General features: G+C 69.5%; 20 protein-coding genes and 1 pseudogene. 11 read left to right on the plus strand and 10 right to left on the minus strand.

The window, feature by feature from the left end; translation table 11 throughout:
- Nucleotides 1-72: 72 nt before the first annotated feature.
- From C1746_RS06100 to C1746_RS23155, 3 genes and pseudogenes are all read right to left on the minus strand, one after another.
- Nucleotides 73-1,206: an ArsA family ATPase gene (locus C1746_RS06100; protein ID WP_116713760.1), complete on the minus strand. Its 1,134-nt coding sequence runs from the start codon at nucleotides 1,204-1,206 to the stop codon at nucleotides 73-75.
- Nucleotides 1,199-1,840, minus strand: coding sequence for an ArsA family ATPase (locus C1746_RS22700; RefSeq protein ID WP_240598855.1), 642 nt, complete (start codon nucleotides 1,838-1,840; stop codon nucleotides 1,199-1,201). The genes C1746_RS06100 and C1746_RS22700 overlap by 8 nt, the downstream gene beginning before the upstream one ends.
- Before the next feature lie 58 nt (nucleotides 1,841-1,898).
- A pseudogene (locus C1746_RS23155) lies at nucleotides 1,899-2,165 on the minus strand (ArsA-related P-loop ATPase); the annotation flags it as partial.
- 60 nt (nucleotides 2,166-2,225) lie between these two features.
- On the opposite strand from C1746_RS23155, the gene C1746_RS06110 reads away from it, so the two are divergent.
- From C1746_RS06110 to C1746_RS06125, 5 genes are all read left to right on the plus strand, one after another.
- On the plus strand, nucleotides 2,226-3,635 hold the full coding sequence (locus C1746_RS06110; protein WP_116713761.1) for an NfeD family protein: 1,410 nt from the start codon (nucleotides 2,226-2,228) through the stop codon (nucleotides 3,633-3,635).
- Between the two features lie 9 nt (nucleotides 3,636-3,644).
- Nucleotides 3,645-5,408 (plus strand): RNA polymerase sigma factor, encoded by a 1,764-nt coding sequence (locus C1746_RS06115; RefSeq protein WP_116713762.1) that lies wholly within the window; start codon nucleotides 3,645-3,647, stop codon nucleotides 5,406-5,408.
- A 198-nt stretch (nucleotides 5,409-5,606) separates the two neighbouring features.
- Complete coding sequence (locus tag C1746_RS06120; protein ID WP_116713763.1) at nucleotides 5,607-5,897, plus strand: WhiB family transcriptional regulator; 291 nt, start codon at nucleotides 5,607-5,609, stop codon at nucleotides 5,895-5,897.
- Between the two features lie 28 nt (nucleotides 5,898-5,925).
- Entirely contained in the window at nucleotides 5,926-6,078 is a 153-nt protein-coding gene (locus C1746_RS22445; protein ID WP_205711734.1) for a Sp36 family protein, read from the plus strand.
- Nucleotides 6,075-6,533, plus strand: coding sequence for a RidA family protein (locus tag C1746_RS06125; RefSeq protein ID WP_205711735.1), 459 nt, complete (start codon nucleotides 6,075-6,077; stop codon nucleotides 6,531-6,533). Before C1746_RS22445 ends, C1746_RS06125 begins: the two co-directional genes overlap by 4 nt.
- Before the next feature lie 59 nt (nucleotides 6,534-6,592).
- Here the strand turns inward: C1746_RS06125 and selB are convergent, their stop codons facing one another.
- A complete protein-coding gene (gene selB, locus C1746_RS06130) occupies nucleotides 6,593-8,554 on the minus strand; it encodes a selenocysteine-specific translation elongation factor (protein WP_116713765.1) in 1,962 nt (653 codons plus the stop codon).
- Between the two features lie 137 nt (nucleotides 8,555-8,691).
- Here selB and C1746_RS06135 point away from each other — a divergent pair, with 137 nt between their 5' ends.
- A complete protein-coding gene (locus tag C1746_RS06135) occupies nucleotides 8,692-9,186 on the plus strand; it encodes a GGDEF domain-containing protein (RefSeq protein ID WP_116713766.1) in 495 nt (164 codons plus the stop codon).
- Here C1746_RS06135 and C1746_RS06140 read toward each other — a convergent pair whose 3' ends face one another.
- Together C1746_RS06140 and selA are read right to left on the minus strand one after the other, a co-directional pair.
- Nucleotides 9,187-10,302, minus strand: coding sequence for a peptidoglycan-binding protein (locus C1746_RS06140; protein ID WP_116713767.1), 1,116 nt, complete (start codon nucleotides 10,300-10,302; stop codon nucleotides 9,187-9,189).
- Nucleotides 10,303-10,358: 56 nt separating this feature from the next.
- Complete coding sequence (gene selA / locus C1746_RS06145) at nucleotides 10,359-11,699, minus strand: L-seryl-tRNA(Sec) selenium transferase (protein WP_116715593.1); 1,341 nt, start codon at nucleotides 11,697-11,699, stop codon at nucleotides 10,359-10,361.
- Nucleotides 11,700-11,879: 180 nt separating this feature from the next.
- On the opposite strand from selA, the gene C1746_RS06150 reads away from it, so the two are divergent.
- The 3 genes from C1746_RS06150 (at nucleotide 11,880) to C1746_RS06160 (ending at nucleotide 15,224) form a co-directional block, all read left to right on the plus strand.
- The gene (locus C1746_RS06150) at nucleotides 11,880-12,719 is read left to right on the plus strand and encodes an NUDIX hydrolase (protein ID WP_116713768.1); all 840 of its coding nucleotides are present in this window, start codon (nucleotides 11,880-11,882) and stop codon (nucleotides 12,717-12,719) included.
- Between the two features lie 10 nt (nucleotides 12,720-12,729).
- Nucleotides 12,730-13,536 carry an MBL fold metallo-hydrolase gene (locus C1746_RS06155; protein WP_116713769.1) on the plus strand — a complete coding sequence of 269 codons (807 nt, stop codon included), beginning with the start codon at nucleotides 12,730-12,732 and terminating at the stop codon, nucleotides 13,534-13,536.
- A 146-nt stretch (nucleotides 13,537-13,682) separates the two neighbouring features.
- Nucleotides 13,683-15,224 (plus strand): phosphoenolpyruvate carboxykinase (ATP), encoded by a 1,542-nt coding sequence (locus tag C1746_RS06160; protein ID WP_162867443.1) that lies wholly within the window; start codon nucleotides 13,683-13,685, stop codon nucleotides 15,222-15,224.
- 1,537 nt (nucleotides 15,225-16,761) lie between these two features.
- On the opposite strand, the gene C1746_RS22710 is transcribed toward C1746_RS06160, so the two are convergent.
- The 3 genes from C1746_RS22710 to C1746_RS06180 all read right to left on the minus strand — a co-directional run bounded on the left by C1746_RS22710 (nucleotide 16,762) and on the right by C1746_RS06180 (nucleotide 18,874).
- Nucleotides 16,762-17,886 carry a cell wall-binding repeat-containing protein gene (locus C1746_RS22710; RefSeq protein ID WP_162867445.1) on the minus strand — a complete coding sequence of 375 codons (1,125 nt, stop codon included), beginning with the start codon at nucleotides 17,884-17,886 and terminating at the stop codon, nucleotides 16,762-16,764.
- 68 nt (nucleotides 17,887-17,954) lie between these two features.
- Nucleotides 17,955-18,506 (minus strand): hypothetical protein, encoded by a 552-nt coding sequence (locus tag C1746_RS06175; protein ID WP_162867446.1) that lies wholly within the window; start codon nucleotides 18,504-18,506, stop codon nucleotides 17,955-17,957.
- Nucleotides 18,507-18,640: 134 nt separating this feature from the next.
- On the minus strand, nucleotides 18,641-18,874 hold the full coding sequence (locus C1746_RS06180) for a hypothetical protein (protein WP_162867447.1): 234 nt from the start codon (nucleotides 18,872-18,874) through the stop codon (nucleotides 18,641-18,643).
- A 172-nt stretch (nucleotides 18,875-19,046) separates the two neighbouring features.
- Between C1746_RS06180 and C1746_RS06185 the strand changes: the two genes are divergently transcribed.
- Together C1746_RS06185 and C1746_RS06190 are read left to right on the plus strand one after the other, a co-directional pair.
- Nucleotides 19,047-19,652, plus strand: coding sequence for an RNA polymerase sigma factor (locus tag C1746_RS06185; RefSeq protein ID WP_116713775.1), 606 nt, complete (start codon nucleotides 19,047-19,049; stop codon nucleotides 19,650-19,652).
- Nucleotides 19,653-19,671: 19 nt separating this feature from the next.
- Nucleotides 19,672-20,895, plus strand: a complete 1,224-nt coding sequence (locus tag C1746_RS06190) for a DUF5667 domain-containing protein (RefSeq protein WP_116713776.1) — start codon at nucleotides 19,672-19,674, stop codon at nucleotides 20,893-20,895.
- A 287-nt stretch (nucleotides 20,896-21,182) separates the two neighbouring features.
- Here the strand turns inward: C1746_RS06190 and metH are convergent, their stop codons facing one another.
- A complete protein-coding gene (gene metH, locus C1746_RS06195; RefSeq protein WP_116713777.1) occupies nucleotides 21,183-24,653 on the minus strand; it encodes a methionine synthase in 3,471 nt (1,156 codons plus the stop codon).
- Nucleotides 24,654-24,682 lie beyond the last annotated feature (29 nt).

Here is a 24,682-nt window from a genome sequence, read left to right on the forward strand (position 1 = left end):
AGGTGAGGGGTGGGAAGTCCACCCAACCAGGTCAAGCCGAGAGCAGACCAGGTCGAGCCGAGGGCAGACAGGTCAAGCCGAGAGCAGATGGGCCCTGACGGCCCGCAAGCCCTCGAGGTCATGCACGTCGGTCGCCATCAGCGGCACCGTCGCCGTGGCGCCGACCTCGAGGCCACGCAGCCGCTCGGCGATGTTGCGCGCCTGCCGGGCGCTGACGTCGGTCTGACGGGTGGCCAGTTCGATCATCCCGGCCACCGCCCGCTCCCGATCATCCCCCTCAGCCAGGCGAGCACGGCAGGCCATCGACACCTCGTCCAGCAGGGTCCCGAGCTCGGTGCTCGGCGCCGGCGTCACCCGATTGATCACCACGCCGGCCAGGGGCATGCCGTCCTCGGCCAGGCGCTCGACGAAGTAGCGGGCCTCCCGGAGCGCACCCGGCTCTGGCGTCGCCACGACCACGAAGGCCGCCTGTCCGCTGGACAGCAGCCGGTAGACCTGCTGAGCCCGCTGCTTGAACCCCTCGTACATCCCGTCGAAGGACTGGAAGAACTCGGCGAGGTCATCCAGCACGCTCGCGCCGGTGATTCGGCCCGCCGCCCGCATGAACATGCCCGTCCCGAACGCCGCCACCTTGCCGATGGTTCGCGTGGCGGACAAGCCGGGGGAGAGGAACATCTTCAGGAACCGGCCGTCCAGGAAGTCCGTCAGCCGGCGTGGCGCATCCAGGAAGTCCAGCGCATTCCTGGTCGGCGGCGTGTCGACGACGATGCAGTCGTAGCCACCCTCGTGGTGCAGGTCGTACAGCTTCTCCATCGCCATGTACTCCTGCGTGCCTGCCAAGGTCGAGGAGATCTGCTGGTAGAAGGTGTTGGCCTTGATCCGCTCGGCCTTGCGGGCGTCCTCGGCGTGGCGCTCGATGACCTCGTCGAAGGTCTGCTTCATGTCCAGCATCATGGCGTCCAGGCCCTCGACCCCGGCCACGGCCTGGGGCGTGTTGGACAGGGCGTCCAGACCCAACGACTGCGCCAGCCGACGAGCGGGGTCGATCGTGACCACGATCGTGCGCCGGCCGGCGTCGGCTGCGGCCATCGCCAACGTCGCGGCTGCCGTGGTCTTGCCCACACCCCCCGAGCCCGTGCACACTATGATGTGACGGTTCTCGACGATGTCGAGCAGGCTGGCGGTGGAGCCGTCGGACTCAGCCATCCGTGACCTCCGTGATCCGCTGACTGATCCCCGTCGCCACGTCCAGCGACCGGGTTGCCGTGGCCACGAAGGGCAACTCGACGACGGGCAGGTCGGCCTCCTCGGCCAGACGCCCGCGCATCCGGTCCTGCAGGTCCAGTCGCGACTGGTGCTTCGACGCCAGCTCGAGCAGCTGCTCGGCGACCCCGCCGGTCACGTCCACGATGCCGTCGAGCGTGGCGGTCACGTCCGCGTCGGTCATCTCCAGGGCCACCTTCAGCGCCTTGTCGTCCATGGCCGGCTGGGCCACTCGGTTGACCAGGATCGGGCCCAGGGGCACGGACAGGTCGGTCAGCGCCGCGATGCTGTCGACGGTCTCGGTGACGGGCATCTCCTCCAGCAGCGTGGTGAGCAGCACCGCGGTCCGATCGGCGTCGGTCAACATGTCGATGACGGTTGCTGCCTGCTGGCGGACCGGTCCGACGTTGACCAGGTCGGTCGTGGCCTCGGGGGCGGCCAGGAAGTTCACGATCCGCCCCGTCGGCGGGGCGTCCACCACGATGAGGTCGTAGGTGAACCGCCCATCGGGACGCCGCCGACGCTCCCTCCACCGCGGGTGTCCGTGCCACGAGGCTCGTGATCCGTCGCGCGCCATAGAAGGTCGAGAGGTACTCCGTCAGCGAGGCCTCCGGATCGATCGAGAGGCCGAACAGGCCGGGACGGAACTCACGCTCCTCGAAGTCCCACTCCGCCGTCGAGAACATGGAGGAGAACGCCTGCCGCCCCTCGACCTCGACCAGGCACGTCCGCAGGCCCGCCGCCGCGGCCGACAGTGCAGTGGCCGCCGCGATGCTGGTCTTGCCAACCCCGCCTTTGCCGGTCACCAACAGCAACCGGCGGCGGAACAGGTCGGTCACATCCACGAGGCCAGTGATACCCGCTTGGAGGAGCCGCAACCAGGTCGGACCGGACGACCACATCGTCCTCGGTCGGGGCCCCGTGACGGGCGCGCCCGACGGCACGACCTACACTCATGGGCAATGTCTCGGTTCCGTCTTCTCGGGGGAACGCTGCTGATTCTGGGCCTGCTGGTCGGGATCGCCGCGCCCGCCCTTGCTCAGTCGTCTGCCAGCGATCGCGTGGATGTGATCGAGGCCGTCGGGGTGCTCGATGCACCCCTCACCGGCTTCGTCACCGACGCCGTGGCCCAGGCCGGTGCGGACGGCGCCCAGGCGGTCGTCATCCGGCTGGACACCCCCGGAGGACTCGGCGGCGACGTCGACCGTCTGGTGGAGACGATGCAGGCCTCGCCCATCCCGGTCGTGGTCTACGTCGGCGACCCCGGAGCCCGTGCCTTCGGCGCCGGTGTGCAGGTGGCAGCCGCCGCAGATGTCCTGGCGCTCTCGCCCGTGACGACCTACGGGGTGGCGTCGCCACTGGACCTGGGCCAGCCGGATGCGCTCGAGCCCGACGAGGTCACGGCCCGCCTGGTCGACGCCGCCGCGAACACCGACCGCAACGAGGAGTTCTTCCGACTCGCCGCCGCTGGCTCCTCCGTCATCGCGGTGCCCGATGGCGAGGCGGGGACCGAGGTCGTCGGCGACGCCAAGCTGCCCGACCGTGCGGACGCCTCAGCCGCCCGAACACTGGACGAGAGCGCGCTGCGCGATGAGGGCATCGCCGACATCGTCGCCTCCACCCTGCAGGGCGTGCTCTCCCGACTGGTCGACATCGAGGTCCAGACCGCCGACGGGCCCGTCACCTTGAACGTCGACCCGGTCACGGCCAACGTGCGCTTCGTCAACACCAGCCTGTGGGTCCGGATCCTGCACACGGCGGCCAGCCCCACCCTGGCCTACCTCCTCCTGCTGTCGGGGGCCATCGCACTGTTCTTCGAGATCTTCCAGCCGGGGTTCGGGGTCGCCGGCTTCTCGGCCATCGGGATCCTGGCGCTCGGCGTCTATGCCCTGGTTCCACTGCCGGTGTCGGCACTGTGGATCATGGTCGCGCTCGTCGGCCTGCTGCTGCTCGCCTTCGACCTCGCCATCGCCGACCTCTCCTGGCCCACCGCACTCGGCACCCTGCTCCTCGGCCTCGGCTCCTTCCGGATGTGGCGTGTCGCCGAACTCTCCCCACCGGGGTGGCTCATCGTCATCGGCACCATCGCCTCGTTCGTCTTCTTCGGCTTCATGATGACCACCGTCCTGCGGGCGCAGGGCAACCAGGCCCTCCAGGGCGTCGAGCAGGTGACGGGCAAGATCGGGATCGTCCGGTCTGCGCTCAACCCCGAGGGCCATGTGTTCGTCGGCGGCGCCCTGTGGCGCGCCCGCAAGCCCGAGGGACACACGGACAAGGTGCGGCCCGGCACGCGGGTTCGCGTCAACGGGCTGAACGACAAGCTGACCCTCGACGTCACCCTCCTGGAGGACGAGATCGACGTCCCCGCGTAGTCCTGCACCGTGACGGACACCACCAACAACGCCGACGTCCAGCAGTTCGGCCGAGACCTCTTCGATCGCTACGCCGATCGGGTTCATGACCTTGCCTTCACCCTGACCCGGGATGCCGCGCGGGCGGCCGAGATCACCCTCGAGGTGATCGTGATGACGGCCAGCCAGCCCGAGCGCTTCCGGGTGGAGGCCGCCAGTAACCACCCAGACCTGCTCGTGTGGCTCTACACCCAGGTCCGTGCCGAGGTGTTCTCGGCGCTCGGCACCAGCGCACGGTCGCCGGCGGACGAGCGCGTCATCTCGATCCCGCTGATGCCCGGGGCGGCCACGGGAGCTGACCTCGCGGGCGTGACCTGGGAGGCCATCCGCGCGTTCTCCGAGCGTGACCAAGCCCTGCTCGCGCTGTCGGGTCGTCATGCGCTAAGCGGCCAGCAGCTGGCGGCTGTCATGGGACTCAGCCGCGCGGCCGTCGATGTGCTGCTGCCCTCGACACTCGACCGCGTCCGCACGCAGCTGACGACGCTGCTCCTGCTGTGCACGGGGCAGGTCCAGGGCTGCGACGCCCTGTCCCGCGTGCTGTGGGAGTGGGACGGGACCTTCTCGCCATTCGTCCGTCGACGCGCGGAAGAGCTGTCCGCGACCTGCCCCGAGCTGTGGGCCGGCGTACCCGGTCCGATCGAGCTGCTGCGGACCATCCCCCCGGTTCCGGCGCCGACCGCGCTGCGGTTGGCAATCGAGGAGCGGCTCGAGGTGGTCGCCGCCATGGGTGAGGGGGCCGGGGCCGGGTCGGCCTCGATGCCGGACGAGACCCTCCCGCCCCGAGCGGGAGCAACGCCCGGTGCGGTTCGGCCCGCTGCGGCCGGCCCCGACCTCGGAGAGACGCGCAGCAGCGACGTCGCGCCGCGGCGGACAGGGGCGGTGGTCGCCGCCGCCTGTGGTGCCGCGGTGCTGGTGGCACTCATCGGAATCGTCCTCGGCGCCCGTGGGTCCTCCGACCGGGTCGCCGCCGTCGAGCCGAGCGTGACGGTCAGCGAGGTCCCTCCGCCGCCGATCGAGCCGTCGGGTCAGGACGCCGCGGCCACGGCCTCCGCCGGCTCGGGAGGGTCAACCCCACCCCTGCAGCCCGGCGGTACGGCCTCACGTGCGCCGGACGCCGGCCTGCGGGACGCCCTCCGAGGCCCGGGCTCCGCGACCGAGATCTCATCCGACGCTGAGACCCCGATTCGGATCACCAACGCTGCCGATCGTGCGGTCGCGTGGATGATCGTGCAGGCCCCGGCCTGGTTGGCTCTGGACCGCACCGAGGGGACGATCGAACCTGGGCCACCAATCGAGGTCGGGGCCCTCATACGCGATGACGTGCCCGAAGGCGACTACGAGGGCACGGTTGTCATCGAGTGGCAGGCCGACGGGCCACAGACGCTCGAGCTCGCTGTCAGGGGATCCTCCGAGCGGGCGCCGGAGATCCAGGACGTCGCTGTCTCGACCAACACGCTCGGCGTGGAGGGCTGCGCGGGAGAGCAGGCCACCTTCTCGGTCGTCGTGGGCGACGAGAGCCAGCTCACCCAGGTCGTGGTGGCCTCGGTGGGCCCGGCCCCGGACCGACAGGTGCAGGCCTCCCTCGTGCCGGACGAGAACGAGGTCGGACGATTCGTGGGACCGGTCGGACCCTTCGACCAGCCGGGGACCGTCAGCACCGCGGTGACGGCCCTCGATGTGCGCGGCAACGAGACCCAGCTGGAGACGGGCGTCCTCACCGTCACGGACTGTTGACATCCTCGAGGCGGGCGATCGCGACCGGTGTGCCACGATCGCCTTGGCCGATGGGTTGTTCCAGGCACCCAGAGTGACTAGGCACGTCTAGTCATTTGGGAGTGCTTCCACATTGGCCCTTTTCATGCGGCTTACTAGCGCTTAGTCTCCCTGCCGGTACCGCCCGTATTACTTTCCCACCGCAAGGAGTCACGCCTCATGGCCACCCTCCCGTTGCTCGCTGCTGCCCCGACGACTGACTGGCAGACCCATGGTCTGTGCCGCACGATCGACTCCAGCATCTTCTTCCCTCCGGCGCAGTTCGAGCACAAGCCGGAACGGGAGACTCGCGAGAAGCGCGCCAAGGCCATCTGCGGGGAGTGTCCGGTGAAGGCGGAGTGCATCGACTGGGCACTGACGACGAAGGAGCCGCACGGCGTGTGGGGTGGCTACTCCGAATCCGAGCGGAAGCAGATCCTGCTGGGCAAGGCCAAGGTCAACGCGGCGTAGCGGGCGGCCGGCTGGGTAGGGTGCTCTCATGCAGAAATGGGAGTACTTCACCGCACCGTTGCTCGACCACGCGCTTCAGGAGATCCTGAACAACTTCGGAGACGATGGGTGGGAGTTGGTTGCGGTCGTGGCGACGAACCCGGCCAGCCCGGTCGCCTACTTCAAGCGGCCGAAGGAGTGAGCATCGCGCAGCGGCTGGCGGCCGCGGGCGTCACGCTGCCCGAGGCGCCGCCGCCAGCGGCGAGCTACGCCCCCTGGGCCCGGTCGGGCAACCTGATCATGACGGCCGGACAGATCCCGGTGGTTGACGGCTCACCGATGATGACCGGGATCCTCGGGGCAGCGGTCAGCCTGGAGGAGGGGCAGCAGGCCGCCCGGCAGTGCGCGATCAACGTGCTGGCTCAGTTGCAGGCGGCCACCGGGGACCTCGAGCAGCTCACGCGGCTGGTCAAGATCACCGTGTTCGTGGCGTCGGCGGCGGACTTCCACAGCCAGCACCTGGTCGCCAACGGGGCGTCGGACTTCCTCGGCGAGATTCTGGGGGAGGACGTCGGCACCCATGCCCGCTCGGCCGTCGGGGTCGCGGTGCTGCCGCTGAACGTCCCGGTTGAGGTCGAGGCGATCGCCGAGGTCTGATCGCACGCCCCCTACCGTGAAACCTACACGGGCTGAAGGGGGGAAACGCACCCCTTGCGCTACCCGCTCTGGTCGCGCAGCGTGCGTCGGTCGCCCTCACGGCGGGTCACCCTCGCGGCGTCCAGGTGCTCGAGTAGCGGGAGCAGGTACTTCCGGGTGGTGCCCAGCGCCTCCCGGGCCTCTGACGCGGTGAAGGGCCCGGACGCCTCCTGCAGGCCCCGCAGGACGTCGATTGCCTGATCCCGCGCGGCGGCTGTCACCACCACGTCCGGGGTCAGCTGCACCAGCTGGCCATCGCGAACCAGGGCGGTGATCAGATCCCGGTCGTCCTGTGAGTGATGGCGCTCCGGGTGGTCGGCAGGAGGGCGGTCGTCAGGCGTGCGGTCGTCAGGCGTGCGCTGCAGGAGGTCGGCGACCGGCGGCGCCTCGATCCCGACCTCGGTCAGCTCCGCGAGCAGGGTGGTCCGCGTCGTCTGCTGCGCGATCGTGAGTCGGGGCTCATGCCCCGGCGCGCGCAGGCCTCCGGGTATCTGTTCCAGCCGACCGTCGGCAACAACGCCGGCGAGCACGTGCTCCACCACCTCCGCGGTGGCACCGGTCGTGGCCAGGAGCTGCCGGGGCTCGGCCGGGTCCACGGCGGCCAGCGCCGGGCGCCGCTGGTGGGTCCCGATGACCGACTGGACGGCCAGCTTCGAGAGGATCTCCCAGCGGTCCGGTGCCATGAGCACGCCGGTCGCCGGGGAGCCCGAACTCGATGAGCTCAGGTGAACGAGAAGGCCCGCGTCGACGGCTGCTTGGAGATCGGCCGCGGTCGCTCCGGCGCCGGCCAGCGCCTCGTCCGCATCCAGTTCCTCGTGGTGTGCCACCAGGGCGGCCAGCCGGGCGGGGAGCGCGGATGCCTCGGCAAGCTCGCCGAGCGCCACCACCGCGGACGATCGGTTGGCCGAACCGCGTGGGCGTTCGCCCGGCGCGGGGTCCAGCACCCGACCGCCACCCATGGTCGTCGACCGGCCGGCCTCGCGGAGCACCAGGTGGTCGCCAGCAGCCAAGGGGAGGGGACGCTCGAACGTCAGCCGCACAGGGCCGGGGACGGACAGATCCTCTGCGGCCGAGGGATACAGGGACACTCCCATCGACGCCGTGCCGACGTGAGCGGTCCAGGCCCCGCGGCGGCCCAGCACCGCACCGCCGCTGGGCTCGCACCACGCGTCCACCGAGCCGGTCGCTCGCCACTGGTCGGGACGGCCGAGCATGGTGCCGCGCGGCACCTCGTCGGTGTCGACCCCGACCAGGTTGAGCGCCACCCGCCACCCCGGCGCGGCCTGCTCGACGGGGCGCTCCAGCGACTGGATCTGCCGGACCCTCACCGTGCGGTCCAGCGGCCACACGTGGAGGCGGTCGCCCACGGCCACCGTGCCGTCGACCAGCGTGCCGGTCACCACCGTGCCCGAGCCGGCGATCGAGAAGGCCCGGTCCACCCACAGCCGCGGGCGACCTCGATCGGCGGGCTTGGGCGCCTGTCCCAACACTCGGACCAGCGCGTCCCGGAGCTCCGCAAGCCCGTGGCCGGCCGGCGCGGAGACCGGGATCACCGGCGCGTCGGCCAGACCGGTGCCGGCCAGCTCGTCGATCACCAACTCCCGCGCGATCTCGAGGGTCTCGTCGTCCACACGGTCGGCCTTGGTCAGGGCCACCACGCCGTGCGTGACGCCCAGCAGTCGCAGGATCTCCAGGTGCTCGGCGGACTGCGGCATCCAGCCCTCGTCAGCGGCCACGACGAACAGGGCGGTCGACAGGGGACCGGCGCCGGCCAGCATGTTCGGCACGAACCGCTCGTGCCCCGGCAGATCGACGAAGGCGACGTCACCGATGCCGTCGAGCGCCATCCATGCGAAGCCGAGGTCGATGGTCAGACCACGTCGCTTCTCCTCCGCCAGCCGGTCCGGATCGGTGCCGGTCAGTGCCGCTACCAGGGTCGACTTGCCATGATCCACATGACCGGCCGTGCACAGGACTCTCACAGACCGTTCACCCTGGGGATGGTGCGACTAGTGCCCCGTGGAGCGGCTTCATGGCCCGAAGTGACCATGCGGAGAGGGTCGAGTTCATCCGCGCAGGGGGTGGACCAGCGAGACATGCGCGGTCACCCTAGAGGGATATGGCAGGTGTGGCATCCCACTCGATGGGCCGGGACAGCGAATCCGGTCTCATCACGGGTGAGCGCTTGTTGGACGACGTCGATCGGATGATCGCCGACGCCGTTCGCTTCGGTCGCCCGCTGTCCGTCGCCGTTGCTGGGCTCTCGGCGGAGGGAGGTCCACCGGACGCCGCCGACATCCTCCGGGTCGCGGGGCTGATCCAGTCCGGGGTGCGGACCTGTGATCTGGCTGGTCGCTTGGACGACGGGATGTTCCTGCTGGCCCTATCGGGCACGCCGGCGCGGGCAGCGGTGACGCCACTCACCCGACTGCAGCAGGAGGTGGCCGAGTTGGCACCGGCGACCAGTGGTGGACTACGCGTTGCCGTCGGGGTGGCCGCGCTGAGTGGACTGATGTCGATGGAGGAGTTGGTGGTCCGGGCCATCGGGCTCTCGGACCAGGCACAGCAGCGGGGCCCGGGCATGATGTGCCTGGACCCCGAACCAGCCCGCTGATCAGCTGAAGGCTTCTGCCCAGGTCGCCGGTCCGACGATCCCATCGACCGTCAAGCCCTTCTCCTCCTGGAACAGGCGGGCTGCCCGCTGGGAGTCCGGTCCGAAGAAGCCGTCGACGGCCAGTGGGGCACCGTCGGCGCCTCGCCATCCTCGCTCTGCCATCCGTTGCTGCCAGGCGCGGACGTCCTGGCCCTGCAGCATCGGGTCCTCGAGTCGCAGCGCACGGCCGGGGAAGCCGGTGCTGGAACTCGATCCGGGCGGCTTGTTGGATGGCTCCTGCCCCAACTCGTCCAGTCGGCGCTCCATCGCTGCGCGGCTCGCGGGTCCGACGATGCCGTCGACCGTGAGCCCCTCCTGCTGCTGGAACTCCCGGGTCGCCGCCTCCGTGGCGGGGCCGAACGCACCATCGGTGGCGAGGCCGGCGTCGATCGCGGTGTTCAGGTCGGCCTGCCAGTCGGCGACGCTCGACCCGCTGGCCCCGGTCTTCAGAGCACCGGAGGTGGAACTGGGTACCCGGCCGGCTCGCTCGGCGGCGACCAGGCTGTTGTAGGGGTTGAGGTAGTGCTGACGCCAGGGCGACTCGGCGATCTCGGGGTCCACCAGGTCTTGGTCGAAGATGCTGAAGTGCAGGTGCACCGGCGTGTCCTCGGCATTGCCCGAGTCGCCCATGTACCCGATCAACTGACCCTCGCGCACCGTGGCGCCCACCTGAATCCCGGGCGCGTAGGCGTTGCGATAGCCACCCGCACCGTCGTCGGTGCCGGGGGAGTCGTTGTTGAGGTGGTGGTAGCCGTAGACCACGTTGCCGGTGCAGATCCGGATGATGTAGCCGTACGCGGGCATGGGCTCATTGATGCCGGGAGCCATGCAGACCCGTCCGCTGGCCGCAGCGTGGATGGCCTGGCCCTTCACGCCGTAGATGTCGGTGGCCTGGTGTCGGCGGCTGCCGCCACCGCGGATCTGCTGGTAGTCGTCGGAGTACCGGTTCGGGCCGGCAACGGGGAAGGTGATCTCGACCGTGTCGTTGATGTCAGAAACTGCGTACGCGGCGGGCATGACCGCCATCACAAGCAGGATGGTCAACACGACACAGATCGTGGGGAAGTGACGATCCATGCAGGAAACTGTAGACCACTGTTGTTAATTACTGTGGTATTTGTTGCGCTTGAGGTTCACGAGGCTGTTGTTGCGGCTTCCACGGCGGCCGCAATCACGTCATCGTCGGCGGGCGTGACCGTGCGGAGGTCGATCAGCGCGCGGCCCTCGTTGACCCGGACGACCACCGGTGGGTCACCCAGCCGCAACGAGTCGGCCAGTTCGCCCTTCGGATCGGGGAGCGCCACGGCGGGGGAGGGGACACCCACACCCGGCGCCGACCCGCCGCCGATCATCGTGGTGACCTCCACCACCCGCCCGTCCAGTCGGGTCGCCAGTCGCTCGACCCGCGCGGGAAGTTCCGGGTCCGTCGCCAAGGTCGACTGCACCGCCGAGTGCCCGTCCCGTCGGTGGGCCAGCAACGCCGCTCGCAGCCCGGCCAGGCGCAGCTTGTCCAGGCGCAGCGCGCGCATCAGCGGAGCCGACCGCAACTGCTGGATGAGGTCGCCCCGACCGGCGATCAGGCCGGCCTGCGGCCCGCCAAGCAGCTTGTCGCCACTCGCGAGCACGAGGTCTGCGCCATCGGCCAGCGCCTCGGCCATGCTGACCTCCCCGGCCAACGGCCCCTCCTCAGCAGGGACCAGCAGGCCCGAGCCGGCGTCGTGGACCAGCGGCACCCCCACGGACCGGGCCACCTCGGCGACCGCGGACAGCGGCGGCTGGGTGACGAACCCAGCCTGGGTGAAGTTGGAGGGGTGGACGGTCAGCACCAGCGCCGTATCACCCTCGACGCCGTAGTCACGCGCTCTGGTCCGGTTCGTCGTGCCGACCTCGCGCAGCTGGGCACCGGACGCCTCCATGATCTCCGGCAGTCGGAACGAGCCGCCGATCTCGACCAGGTGGCCGCGACTGACCGGGACCTGACGGCCGGCAGCGAACGTCGCCAGGACCAGCACCAGGGCCGAGGCGCAGTTGTTGACCACGACCCCGTCCTCTGCGCCGACCAGTTCGGCGAGCAGCGCATCGACGTGGGTGCCGCGGGACCCACGGGCACCACTGGCCAGCTCGTACTCGAGGTCGCAGTAGCCGGTGGCGCCGACGATGGCCGCGACGACCTCCTCGGCCAGTGGGGCGCGCCCCAGGTTGGTGTGGACGACGACACCAGCGGCATTGATCACGCGCCGGGGGCCGGGTCGGCTGTCGTCGGCCAGCGCCTCGGCTGCGCGACCGCGGATCCAGGCGGTCAACTCGTCGCGGTCGGCAGACAGCCCTCCGGCCAGCAGCTGCTCTCGAGCCGCCGTGGTCGCCGCGGCCAGCGCGTCCTTGGTCGGCGCCTGACCGTGCCGCTCGACCAGCGCCGCGGCGTCGGCCAGAAGGACGTCCATCCGAGGCAAGTTGGCGAGGGCACGCTGATCCATCCGGGCCAGCATCGCACGCGGGGCGGCCGGCCTCGTCGTGGTGTGTTGCCTCCGCGTGCTGGCCCGCTCACAGATGACACACCCTGGCCTCCGCGCAGCCGTGTGTCGTCTGCGCGTGCTGGCACGCTAGGAGCCGACACAGCCCCGGGGGCGAGGAGGCCGGGGTAGCCTCCACCCCGGATGCCCTCCCTCAACGACGTCACCCCCGACCAGGCTGTTGCCACCCGCGATGCGGCCACCATCGTCCTCCTGCGCGACACCGACGAGGGGCCAGAGGTCCTGCTCCTCCGGCGGCACGCTCGGTCCGGCTTCGCCGCCAGCCTCTGGGTCTTCCCCGGTGGTGTGGTCGACCGGGCCGACGCCCACCTCGACCCGGCGCACTGGACGGGCATCGACCCCGAGTCCCTCACCGACCGCTTCGACATGCCTGCCGAGACCGTGCTCGGCATGTACGTCGCCGGCGTGCGCGAGACCTTCGAGGAGGCGGGGGTCCTGCTGGCCCACCACCGCGACGGTCGCACACCGGACACCACCACTCCTGCCTTCACGAGGATGCGAGCGCAGATGAACGACCGCGCGGTCGACGCCGACTGGGCCGGGTTCCTCCGGGAGCACGACCTGGTCCTCGACCTCGACGCCCTCACCTACCTGAGTCGCTGGATCACACCCATCCAGGAGCCGCGCCGCTACGACACCTGCTTCTTCGTGGCCCATCTCCCCGAGGGGGCGACGGCCAGCGCCGACAACGTCGAGACCACCGAGGAGCGGTGGATCCGCCCAGCCGACGCCATCGCCGCCGACGACGTGCCCATGATCTTCCCGACGATCAGGACACTGCGGGACCTGCAGCACGCGCCCACGGCGTCCGCGGCGGTGTCGGCAGCAGCCACCCAACCCGAGGTCATGGTCGTCCAGCCCCACATGGAACTCGACGCCCGAGGCAGCTTCGTGCGGATCCTCACCGCCAGCGACGCGGACTTCCCCCACGAGCTGTACGAGTCCGACGGGCCGTCATCGTGAGCGGACCCCCATGACCGAGTCGGCCGACGGCGCCGTGCAGCTGGATGAGCTGACCCGCATCATCCTGGCTCCCAACCCCTCACCCATGACCCTGGAGGGGACCAACACCTATCTGCTGGCCGACCCCGCGCACGACGGCGTGGTCATCGTCGACCCAGGCCCCGACGACGACGGCCACCGCCAGCAGATCGAATCGGCCCTGGGCGGCGCGGACGTCGCCGCCGTCATCATCACCCACCACCACATCGACCACGCCGAGGCTGCGGGATGGGCAACGGAGTGGTCGGCGCCGCTGCGCGCCTTCGATCCCGGCCTGATCCCGGATGCAGTGCCCTTCGTCGACGGCGAGCAGATCACCCTCGGGGGTCTGACGGTGACGGCGCTCCACACGCCCGGTCACGCCTCGGATCACCTCTGCCTGCGGATGGACCCCACCGACGTCGTCCTCACCGGTGACCACGTGCTCGGCCGGGGCACCACGGTGGTCAACTGGCCGGACGGCGACATGACGGCCTACATGGCCTCCCTGGAGCGACTGGCGCAGGCGCCCGGCAGACGGATCTACCCCGGTCACGGCCCAACGGTCACGGAGCCGCAGGCCAAGGTGCGGGAGTACATCGCCCACCGCAAGGACCGGGAGCGCCAGGTGCTGGCCGCGATCGCAGATGGTGCGGACTCGGCCGACGCGATCGTCGAGGTCGTCTATGCCGACGTGCCGGAGTTCCTGCACCCCGCGGCACGAAAGAGCGTGCAGGCGCTGCTCGAGATGCTGGTGGGGCAGGGGCGTGCTCCGTCGACGTTGTCACCCGCGCCGTGAGGGCCACGGGGCCGGCTGCGGTTTTGGGGAACGGTCCGCCTGCTGTTTAGGCTCGACCGACGAGTGCTTGTGAAGCTACGCACAACCTCGTGCACGACTCGTCGCCAGTACCCCAGATTCACCGAACTCACAAAGGAGTGAGCGCAGTGAGCATCCAGCTCCCGCAGGCACAGAGCGTCCTGCGAAACCCCACCCAGGAGCAACTTCGCGACCTGGTCGCCACGATGCCCGGCTCGGAGCTGACCGAGTTCGGCAACTACAACGTCACGACCCGGGTGACCGCCCGCTCCGCTGGCTCGACCTACCTGGTCACCGACGATCCGGACTCGACGCAGGTCCAGGTCATGTCGACGGCCGAGTACGCCGAGAACGCGGCGCGACAGGATGCCCACATCGCAAGCCGCGACATGATCCTGGTCGAGGGCTACATCGGGCCGGAGAACTCCCCCATGCGACGGGCCGCCCGCATCTACATCGAGGCCAGCCAGGCCAACATCCCGGCGATGCAGCAACAGCTGTACTTCGACCCCGACGCCGACTGGGACGAGAGCGACGCGCTGACCATCATCTACACGCCGACGTGCCCCGCCGACGGATACCCCGGCGGCAAGCTCGTCACGATCGACCTCGAGAACGAGGTCACGCGGGTCTTCAACATCGACTACTTCGGCGAGTCGAAGATGGGCGGCCTGCGCATGTGGATGGACTGGGTGTACGAGCAGGGCGCGCTGGCGCTCCACTCCGGCGCCAAGGTCATCCCGACAGCCGACCGGCAGAAGGTGGCGCTGATCGTGGGTCTGTCCGGGACGGGCAAGACCACCACGACCTTCCAGCAGCAGAACGAGTCCCTACCGGTCCAGGACGACATCGTTGCGCTGGTCGCGGGCGGCGACGTCTACTCGACCGAAGATGGCTGCTTCGCCAAGACCATCGGTCTCGACCCGGCGTACGAACCGACCATCCACGCGGCGCTGACCGCCCCGAACTCGTGGCTCGAGAACGTCCGTGTCTCCGACGGGGTGGTCGACTTCGACGACGACACCTACACCGCGAACGGCCGAGGAACCTTCCCCCTGGCCGACATCCCCCACCACGACCCCCGCAAGCTGGGCAAGGCCGACTTCCTGCTCATCCTCAACCGCAACGAGACCATCATCCCCGGCGTCGCCAGGATGAGCTCCCCCGAGCAGGCCGCGGCCTACTTCATGCTGGGTGAGACCAAGGGGACCTCGGCGGGCGGTGCCGCCGAAGCGGGGAAGTTCCTACGGGTGCCGGGCACGAACCCGTTCTTCATGCGCTTCGACGCCATGCAGGGCAACCGGCTGCTCGAGATGATCCACTCACTGGACTACGACTTCGGGGTGTACCTGATGTCGACGGGCAGCGTGGGCGGCGGAGAAGACGTCGAGGATTCGAAGAACATCAAGATCCCCCACTCCTCGGCCATCGTGAAGGCCATCGCCGAGGGATCGATCGAGTGGGAGACCGACCCCGACTTCGGCTACGAGATCGCCACCGCCGTCCCCGGCATCGATGATCTCGACCTCCTGCAGCCCCGGCGCCTGTACGAACGCACCGGCCGCAGTGAGGAGTACGCCGAGCTCGTGGCCCAGGTCAAGACCGAGCGCCAGGCCTTCATGGCCACCCACACCGGACTGAAGCCGGAGATCGTCGCCGCCCTCGGTTGACCGGGGCGTGTCACTCTGGGGAGTGGTGACCGAACCGTTCTCCTTTCGCCGGGCCGCCCGGGACACCGCGGGGGTGGTGTGGCTCACCACGGTCTTCTGGACGTTGCTGCTGCTGGTCTGGTCGGTGGTCGTCCCGATGTTCAACGGCGCGGACGAGCCACAGCACATCGACATCAGCCTCGACGCAGCCGAGATGCCGCTCACGGGCTGGTTCGCGGCCGACGCCAGCAACACGATGAGCGAACGCCTGGGCCAGATCTCCCGCAGCCTGGGCTACTTCGACGAAGCAAGCATCGCCGACCCGGTGGCGCCACTGGGACGAAGCAGCGGGCAACGGACGCTGGAGCAGGCCCCGCCACGCGACACCCGGTTGACGTTCGATGGGCTCGACGGCCCGGCCAACCCCCAGTTCGGCCGCGTCAACCAGATGACGCAGCACCCACCGCTGTACTACCGGCTGCAGGGCCTCCTGATCACCAGCTGGCCGGGGTGGGAGCAGCAACCGGCTGACCTCGTCATCGCCGTGATGCGGGTCCTGTCGGTGATCGTCGTCTCGCCGCTGCCCCTGCTGGCGGCGTGGACGATCCGCGGCCTGGGGTTCGACCGGACGACCGAAGCCGTGGCGGCGCTCGGCATCGTGGCCGTCCCGCAGTTCGCCCACCTCGGGTCGGTGGTCACGAACGACAGCCTGCTGATCGGGACCGGCGCCCTGGTCACGCTGCTGCTCGCCCACGTCGCCACCGGTGACCTCTCCAGACGCACCGCGGCACGAGTGGGGGTTGCGACCCTCCTGGCCATGCTCACCAAGGGGGTTGCGCTGGTGCTCCCCGCGGCCGTCCTGGTGGCCTACTGGCGTGGTGCCCGCATCGGCGCAGCGCCGGAGGGGGTGTCCCTGGCGACCCGGCTGTCGAGGTCGTGGCAGCCCCTGGCCATCGCGGGTGGGATCAGCAGCCTGGCACTGGTGTGGTACGTCGAGAACGCCCTCCGGTTCGGGTCGTTGCAGCCGTCGATCCTGGCACCGGTTCCGCCCGCCGAACAGGGGCCCCTGGCCTTGTTCCTCAGCCGCGCCTTCGAGGTGCAGACCCGCACCTTCTGGGGCCGCACCGGTTGGGTCGAGACCGGGGTCGACACGCCGACAGCCACCATCGCCACGGTCATCCTGCTCGTGCTGCTGGCCATCGGCTCCGTGCGCCTGAGGACCGCGCTCAGCACGGTGCTGCTGAGCCCGGCCGTCCTGGCCGTGGCCGCAGTCTGGTACGAGTCGTACAAGGTGTTCGGTGAGCCGTTCGGCATCCGCGCGGTGGCCGGTCGTTACGCGGCCGCCGGCTTCCTCGGCATCGTGGTCGTGGCCGCGATCGGCATCCGGCGGGTGCTGCCGCAGCGGCTCGCGCCCGTGGTCACCCTGCTGACCGCCGCCGGCTTCCAGGGGCTGGTGATGGCCGTCTCGCTGGTGTGGTTCTACGGCACGCCGCCGCAGGTGACCGGTCCCGGCACCGTCCAGGCCGCCGCCCAGGCCATGTTGGCGTGGGCGCCGTGGTCACCGGCGCTGGTGAGGGGCCTGGTCCTCATCACGGCCGGGGTTGGAGTCCTGCTCGTCGTCGCCGTGCTCCGAACGGTCACGACGCCGGGCGGCGGGGAGCAGGAAGACCACCAGCGCCAAGAGCAGCGCGAGGACATCCCCGCCTGAGGAGCGGGCCCACGCGAGGCCCTTCGAGACCGGTTGGCGAACGCCGAACTCGGACGCAACCCGGGTGACCAGACCGTCGGAGAGCGTCGAGAGCCCGCCGAAGACCAGCAGCCGGTCCGCCTGGAGGTCCTCACCCACCGCGTAGATGTCGTCGAGCAGCTGCTCGGGCTGTTCGGGATTCACCAGAGCGAGCGTGGCGCACTCCTGGGCGAGCAGCGGCGCAGCCGACGCAAGATCCGGGTAGGACAGGCTGCTACCGAGACCCAGGGTGCCGCGGTCACAGGCCGCGTAGGACGCCGGCGGCCGATCGATGGCCACGCGATCCAACTCGATACCCAAGCTGCGCAGCTGCCCCGGCAGTGGCGTCATGAGGTGCTCCTGGTCGTCCAGGAAGACCGCGCGCTCCGTCCGCTGGTCGCGCAGGAACTCGACCACGTCCGGCCCGATTCCGCCGTCGGTGTAGGGCAGGATCGGGGCAGCGTCACGCGTGGCCCAGGGCGCGAGGCGGGCCGCCCCCTGCCACGCCTCCACACTGACGTCGTCGGTCAGGTAGACCACCGGTGCCGGACCCATGCGACCGGCGATCCCCAGCGCCAGGTCATCCAGCGTGGCCGAAAGGAGGAGATCGACGTCGATGTCGAGGTTGTCCACACCGGCCCGCAGCGCCGGGCTCACCTCCTCGGTCAGGGCGACGAGCACGACAGACGTGGCCTCCAGCCGCGCCAGTTCGCCGGCAGCGTCGTCGGTCAGGCGGTCGGTGGCGGTCAGCAGGACAGGGCCGTCCAGCGTGGCGGCCAATGGCGCGGCCATCGCGGCCACGATGGGTGCATCGGCCACGGTGAGCACCACGGTGTCGGCCCGACCGAAGGCGAGAGCCGACAGGGCCGCGCTGGTGGCGAAGCGGTCACTGCCACCAATTCGTTGGACTGTTCCTGATTCCTTCTGGGCGAGTGCGGTGCCACTCAGAAGGAGCACGACGACAACAAGGCCGATCAGACACGCAAGAGCGCGTCCTGCACCACGCCGTGCACCCCCAGGTCGGATCAGGACTTCTTGTACAAGGTCGGCGCTCGACCGGGGCCACTGTGATCGGGGTCCGTTCCCAATTCAGCAACTCGACCCGCGTCAACCTCGATGCCTATTGCTTTGCGCACAACCGCTGCTGAGGCTCCGGAGATGTTCTGCAATTGCTTGACGGTGAACGCAGCCGTCGGAATAGCGGCAATGACTTCTTCGGTCGTGACCCGGGTGCCCGACCGCTTGCTGGAACTGCGTGATTTACGGCCACCCCGGACCGAGGTGAACCCGGCGCGCTTCAGCACAGCCGCGGGCACGCCTTCAGCGATGAACGCCTCGCCACTGATCCCGGCCTCGTCCGCCCACGCCTTGGCGTGCATGACGAACTCGTCCTCGGCTGCCTCCAGGGACGGCGCCTGGAGATCGCGCAACTCCTCTTGGAGTTCCAGTCGCTTGATCACATCCTCGGAGGACTCCAGTTCGGCGGACTTCTCGGCGATGGCCGTCTCGTCCTTCAGTGATTCGGGATCCCGAAGCGCTGTCAAATACGAGCGAACTGCTTCAACCGGCGTGGCCATGATGTGTGAATCCTCAAGCTGTGGTGAACGACGTGTGAACCCACCCCTGTGACGAAAGGTTGGAAGAGGATCCTACGTCACAAACAAGATTGCACAACAAACGAGACCGGCTTCTTGCTACGGGGCCAGAAGAGTCAGGTGACGTTGATCGACCGGGCGACCCGCATCAACTCTGCGGCCCGCACTTCGAAGTCCCGTGCTCGCACCAGATCTCCCTTTGCCCGGCAGGATCGGCCGCGGGCGGCGATGCAGACCGCGCGCTGCACCATCTCCGCGCGGAGGGCACGCAGCGACAGCGTGGAGGCGGGCGTGTAGTCGACGGTCGGGGCGACCGCCGAGGACATGGGCGAGGAGAGAGGAGGACTCATGGCTGTGCGGGGAAGAGCGCAGGGGAATCAGTAGCCGGGGAAGCGGGCCGGTCGTATCAGGAACACCAGTGTTGACGTCATCACACCGAGGATGCCAACTGCCCGAATGGACATTTCATGAACAGCAATCGGTGGAAAGATCGCCGGGCTTGAGCGAAAGTCGTGGCTGGTGATGTTCGACGAAGAAGTCGCAGCGCGGGTTCGCGAGGGCGACCCCGACGCGGTTGGTGAGGTGTATGTACACCTCGCCGATCGCCTGCTCGGGTATCTCATCGCCCGGGTCCGAGACCGTGCCACCGCGGAGGATCTCGTGGAGGCGACCTTCATCGAGCTGCTGCGCAAGGGGCACACGATCACCGGCGGAGCTGCTGCGATCAAGGTGTGGCTGTTCCGAGCCGCCTACTTCAACGCCCTTGACCACATGCGCAAGGTCAAGCGCCGGGCGGAGGAGATGACGAACGACTTCGCCGGATTCGATGTCGAGGAGGAGGCCGAGGGTCCCGACGAGATCGCCATCCGCAGGGAGCGCCGGCGGATCGTCCGTGCTGCCATGGCCCATCTCTCCGACGACCAACGAGCCGTGCTCGAGATGCGCTACGTCGCCGAGCTCAGCGCGCCGGAGACTGCCGCGATCCTGGGCAAGACCGAGGGTGCCGTCCGGTCCCTCCAACACCGGGGTGAGCGGGCGCTCGGCCGCATGCTCGAGGGCTCCGCGTCAGCGCCGGAACTGACCTTGGAGAACGATTTTCCACCGGGCGCACCGGACGCCCCCTTCTGAGCGTCTTTATCACACACCCATGACCTCTCACGACCGTCCCGACCGCAACCCGGCCATCGCCGAGTTGCTGGAGGATGCCTTCATCTCGCCGGTCGACGTCGAGACGGCCGCCCGCCACCTGTGGGCCATCCATCATGAGGCCGACCTTGTCGCCGGGGCCCGGTCGGTGGCCGAGCCGGTCGCCGGCGACGTCGAGCTGGCCGAGGAACCCCCGGTCTCGCTCGCCACGCGGCGCTTCCCCCGAGCTCTGGCTCCGCTGGTCGCCCTGATCATGTTGATGTCGATGTCGAGCGTCGCCGTGGCGGCCAGTCGAGGCTCCCTCCCGGGGGACGTGCTCTATGGCCTCAAGCGCGGCCAGGAGACCGCCCAGCTCGTCTTCACCCGTGACCCTGTCCAGCGCGTGCAACTCCAGGTCGAGTTCGCCGCCATCAGGTTGGAGGAGATCCGCGCCATCGGGACCACCAGGCCCGAGGTCGTTCCCGATCTGGTGGCCGAGATCACGGAGACGCTGACCGAGGTGCAGCAGGCCGCCTCCGCCGATCCGACCAGCGGTCCCGCCGTGATCGCGAGCGCCGAGCGCCTGCGGGAACAGACCTCGCAGGAAGTTGCCGGGCTGGGGTTGCCCAGTGACATCGACGAGCAGGTGGGCCAGGTGCTGGCTGATGCCGGCGACGACGAGGGCGACGAGGGCGAGGTCGCCGCGGCTGCCAGCGTCTCCGCAACGCCGTCGGCCTCGACGGTGGCCACCGCCGCCGAGCCAGAGGAGGGCGAGGATGAGGCGACGGAGCCGCCGGTTGCCACCGAGCCAGCCGACCCCGACGCCACGGCCGTGCCCGGTACCGGCGCCAGCGCCGAGCCCGGCCAGACCACGGACGAGGACCGGGAGTCGCTGACGGCCTCGGACGACGCCAGGCCTGCCGCGGCCGCCACGGCCGCTGACTCCACCACCACCTCCGATGGGAGCCCTGACACCGGCTCGACGGGAGCTGTTACGACCGGGAGTCCGGGCGCACCTCCCGCCGCCACGGTCGAACCGGTCCCGGCTGACCAGCCGACGGAGATCCGTCCGCCGGACGTCGTCACCGGCCCTCCGATCCCACCCCTGGAGGCGCCACCGGCGGTGCAGGCCCCCGCGCCCGTCTCACCCCCGAGCGCCGGTCCGACTGCTGTCCCGTTGCCTCCACCGACGCCGGAGCCGACCCCGTCCGGCTCGGAGCCCTCGGGCCCGACGGCGACGCCGTAGGACCGCCTCGCTCAGCGGGCTCGACCGACGAGCCAGATCGCTCACAGCGAGGACGGACTTGACGTGCTCGACGACCCCGTCGGTGAACGCCCTTCGTCTCATGGGAGACAAGCAGTTGGTGTCCGGCAGGAGGTTCCGGGTGAGAACCACAATGGCGTCGGCTCGCTCAACGCCATGTGATGCCCGCACCCCGCATCCCCGGCTGCGGGTCGGCGTCGCCGGGTAGCGGACCGGCTGTCACGACCTCCAGCCTCATCCGTCACGACCTCCAACGGCATTCGGAAGGCTCAGCGGGCGTTGAAGTACTTCGCCTCGGGGTGGTGGACGATCATGGCGTCGGTCGACTGCTCGGGGACGAGTTGGAACTCCTCGCTCAACTCCAAGCCGACCCGGCCCGCGTCGAGCAGGTCGAAGAGGGGAGCCCGTGACTCGAGGTCGGGGCAGGCGGCGTAGCCGAAGGAGTACCGCGACCCCTGGTAGCCCTGCTTGAACAGGCCCGTCGCCTCCGCAGCATCGTCACCATCGATGCCCAACTCGGCACGGATGCGCTTGTGCCACATCTCGGCCAGCGCCTCGGCCATCTCCACGCCGAGCCCGTGCAGGTACAGGTACTCGGTGTAGGCGTTCTCGGCGAACAGTTCCGCCGCGCGTTCGCTGACCCGACGGCCCATGGTCACGGCGTGGAAGGCGATCACGTCCCGCTCCCCTGACTCGACCGATCGGAAGAAGTCCGGGATGCACAGCCGCTTCCCACGGGTCTGCCGTGGGTAGGTGAAGCGGGCGGCGACCTCACCCGAGTCCGGTGCGGCGTACACCAACAGGTCATTGCCCTCGGACTGGCAGGCGAAGTAGCCGTGGACGGCCTCGGGCACCAGCAGCGACTCGGCGCGTGCGGTGGCCATGATCTTGCGAAGCGCCGCCTCGCCGTCCTCTCGTTGATCGCGGTCGAAGCCCCACTGGTTGCGGAACAGCGTGGTGAGGTTCAGGTACTCGGCGATGTCGTCCAGCGGGACGCCTCGCGTGACGCGTGTGCCCCAGAACGGGGGCTCCGGGACCTCCACCGTGCGAGAGACGGTCGGGGCGACCACCTCACTGGTGTCGCTCGACTCGATCGTCCCGGTTGACGCCACCCGACGCTGGCCGATCTCGCGCCCCCACGTCTCGTCGACCGGAGCGCCGCTCTTGCGGGCAGCCACCTGATCCATGACGTGCAGGCCGCTGAACGCGTCCTTGCAGTAGAACAGCGGCCCGCCGTACCGCTCGCGCAGATCGATCTCCACGTAGTTGCGGGTCAGCGCGGCCCCGCCGAGCAGGACCGGGAAGTGGTCCAGCTTCCGACGGGTCAATTCGTCGAGGTCGTCGCGCATCACGACCGTGGACTTGACCAGTAGGCCAGACAGTCCGATGGCATCGGCCTCGAAGTCCTCCGCCGCCTGCACGATTGCGTCGATCGGCTGCTTGATGCCGATGTTGCGGACGTCGTAGCCGTTGTTGGTGAGGATGATGTCGACCAGGTTCTTCCCGATGTCGTGCACATCACCCTTGACGGTCGCCAGGACGACGCGGGCCTTCCCGCCGGCATCCGCCGCGTCCATGTGCGGTTCCAGGTACGCGACCGCCGCCTTCATGGTCTCGGCGGACTGCAGCACGAAGGGCAGCTGCATCTCACCCGCGCCGAACCGGTCGCCGACGACCTTCATGCCGGCCAGCAGGTGGGTGTTGATGATGTCGAGCGGCGCGAGACCGTCAGACATGGCCGCGGCCAGGTCGCCGTCGAGGCCGTCGCGCTCACCGTCGATGATGCGCTGCTCCAGGCGCTCGACCAAGGGCAACTCGGCCAGCGACTCCTTGGTGGAGATGGTGCCGGAGACCCCCTCGAACACCGCCATCAGCCGATGCAGCGGGTCGTAGTCGGGGCCGCCGGTGCCGTTCTGGCCGGCACGGCCACGGCGGTCGTGGATCAGGTCCTCGCAGATGACCCGCGTCTCGTCGTCGATCTTGGCCAGTGGCAGGATCTTGGAGGCGTGGACGATGGCGGAGTCGAGGCCACGCGCCACCGCCTCGTGCAGGAACACGCTGTTCAGCGCCTGGCGTGCCGCCGGGGACAGCCCGAACGACACGTTGGAGACGCCCAAGGTGGTGTGGCAGCCCGGCACCTCGGCCTTGATCTGCTCGATGGCCTCGAGCGTGGCCAGGCCGTCCTTGCGGAGGTCCTCCTGCCCTGACCCGAGCGGGAACGTCAGGGTGTCGAAGATGAGGTCGGCCGGCTCCAAGCCGTACTCGTCCAGGCCGATATCGGCGATGCGCTTGCAGACGTCGACCTTCCACGGCGTGGTCCGAGCCTGACCCTCCTCGTCGATGGCCAGCGCGATCACGGCCGAGCCATGTCGCTTGGCCAGGGGGAAGAGGACGTCGGCCTTGCGGCGACCGTCCTCCAGGTTGACGGAGTTGATGACGGCACGGCCCGCGAGCCGCTTGAGCGCAGCCTCGACGACCTCCACCTCGGTCGAGTCCACCACCAGCGGCAGGGTCGACTTGGTGGCCAGGTGGCTGACCAGGTTGACCATGTCGTCGCTGCCGTCGCGGCCGACGTAGTCGACACAGACGTCCAGGGAGTTGGCCCCCTCGCCGGTCTGGGTCTTGGCGATGGACAGCATCTGGTCCAGGTCACCAGCCAGGAGGTGCTCCCGGAAGGCCTTGGAGCCGTTGGCGTTCAGCCGCTCACCGATGATGTGGAACGACAGCTCCTGCTTGAGCGGAACACTCGAGTAGAGCGAGGCCAGGGCCGGGGTCCACTCCACGTCGCGCGGGGCGGGGGTCAGGTCCTTCACCGTGTCGACGACGTGCCGCAGGTGCTCGGGTGTGGTGCCGCAGCAGCCGCCGACGATCTGGACCCCGAGGTCCGAGACGAACTCGGCGTGGGCACTCGCCAGCGCCTCAGGGCTCAGCGGGTAGCAGGTGACCCCATCGATCATCTCCGGCATGCCGGCGTTCGGGATGATCGAGATGGGCTTGCGGCTGTTGCGGGAGAGGTAGCGGACGTGCTCGCGCATGTCGTCGGGCCCGGTGGCGCAGTTCATCCCGATGACGTCGACCCCGAGCGGGTCCAGGGCGGTCACGGCCGCGCCGATCTCGGAGCCGAGGAGCATCGTGTTTATGCCCTGCTCGATGGTCACCTGGACCATGAGCGGCACGGTGATCCCCTCGGCCGCCATGCCGTCGTGGCAGGCCGCGATGGCCGCCTTCGCCTGCAGCAGGTCGAACACGGTCTCGACCAGCAGGACGTCGCTCCCGCCGGCCAGCAGCCCCCGCACCTGTCGCAGGTACCCCGCGACCATGGCGTCGAAGTCGATCCAGTCGCCAGCCGTCGAGGGATTGGTCAGGGAGAGCGTCGGCGAGCGGGTGCCGGGACCGATCGAGCCGATGACGAACCGTTCGCCGTCGGCCTCGTCGCACGCCTCCCGCGCGATCGCCGCCGACTGTCGGTTGAGCTCCTCGGTCTCCGCTCCCAGGCCGTACTCGTCGAGAACCCAGGGCGCTCCACCGAAGCTGTCGGTCTCGACCGCGTCACAGCCGACGTCGAGGAACTCCGCGTGGAGATCCTTGATCACGTCCGGCCGGGTCCGGACCAGCACCTCGTTGCAGCCCTCCAGGCCGTCGAAGTCGTCCAGGGTCAGGTCTCGCTCCTGCAACGACGCACCCATGGCGCCGTCGACGACGAGGACGCGGCTGCGGGCTACCTCCAGGAACCTGCTCATCCACGCAAGGGTAGGTGGCGCAGCGTGGA

The organism is Euzebya tangerina (genome assembly GCF_003074135.1).
GTDB classification, from domain to species: Bacteria; Actinomycetota; Nitriliruptoria; order Euzebyales; family Euzebyaceae; genus Euzebya; species Euzebya tangerina.

Coding starts and splice junctions, on each gene's coding strand:
- C1746_RS06100 (WP_116713760.1), bottom strand. CDS start 1,206: ATGGCTGAGTCCGACGGCTCCACCGCCAGCCTGCTCGACATCGTCGAG.
- C1746_RS22700 (WP_240598855.1), bottom strand. CDS start 1,840: ATGGCGCGCGACGGATCACGAGCCTCGTGGCACGGACACCCGCGGTGG.
- C1746_RS06110 (WP_116713761.1), top strand. CDS start 2,226: ATGTCTCGGTTCCGTCTTCTCGGGGGAACGCTGCTGATTCTGGGCCTG.
- C1746_RS06120 (WP_116713763.1), top strand. CDS start 5,607: ATGGCCACCCTCCCGTTGCTCGCTGCTGCCCCGACGACTGACTGGCAG.
- C1746_RS22445 (WP_205711734.1), top strand. CDS start 5,926: ATGCAGAAATGGGAGTACTTCACCGCACCGTTGCTCGACCACGCGCTT.
- C1746_RS06135 (WP_116713766.1), top strand. CDS start 8,692: ATGGCAGGTGTGGCATCCCACTCGATGGGCCGGGACAGCGAATCCGGT.
- C1746_RS06140 (WP_116713767.1), bottom strand. CDS start 10,302: ATGGATCGTCACTTCCCCACGATCTGTGTCGTGTTGACCATCCTGCTT.
- selA (WP_116715593.1), bottom strand. CDS start 11,699: ATGGATCAGCGTGCCCTCGCCAACTTGCCTCGGATGGACGTCCTTCTG.
- C1746_RS06150 (WP_116713768.1), top strand. CDS start 11,880: ATGCCCTCCCTCAACGACGTCACCCCCGACCAGGCTGTTGCCACCCGC.
- C1746_RS06155 (WP_116713769.1), top strand. CDS start 12,730: ATGACCGAGTCGGCCGACGGCGCCGTGCAGCTGGATGAGCTGACCCGC.
- C1746_RS06175 (WP_162867446.1), bottom strand. CDS start 18,506: ATGGCCACGCCGGTTGAAGCAGTTCGCTCGTATTTGACAGCGCTTCGG.
- C1746_RS06180 (WP_162867447.1), bottom strand. CDS start 18,874: ATGAGTCCTCCTCTCTCCTCGCCCATGTCCTCGGCGGTCGCCCCGACC.
- C1746_RS06185 (WP_116713775.1), top strand. CDS start 19,047: ATGTTCGACGAAGAAGTCGCAGCGCGGGTTCGCGAGGGCGACCCCGAC.
- C1746_RS06190 (WP_116713776.1), top strand. CDS start 19,672: ATGACCTCTCACGACCGTCCCGACCGCAACCCGGCCATCGCCGAGTTG.
- metH (WP_116713777.1), bottom strand. CDS start 24,653: ATGAGCAGGTTCCTGGAGGTAGCCCGCAGCCGCGTCCTCGTCGTCGAC.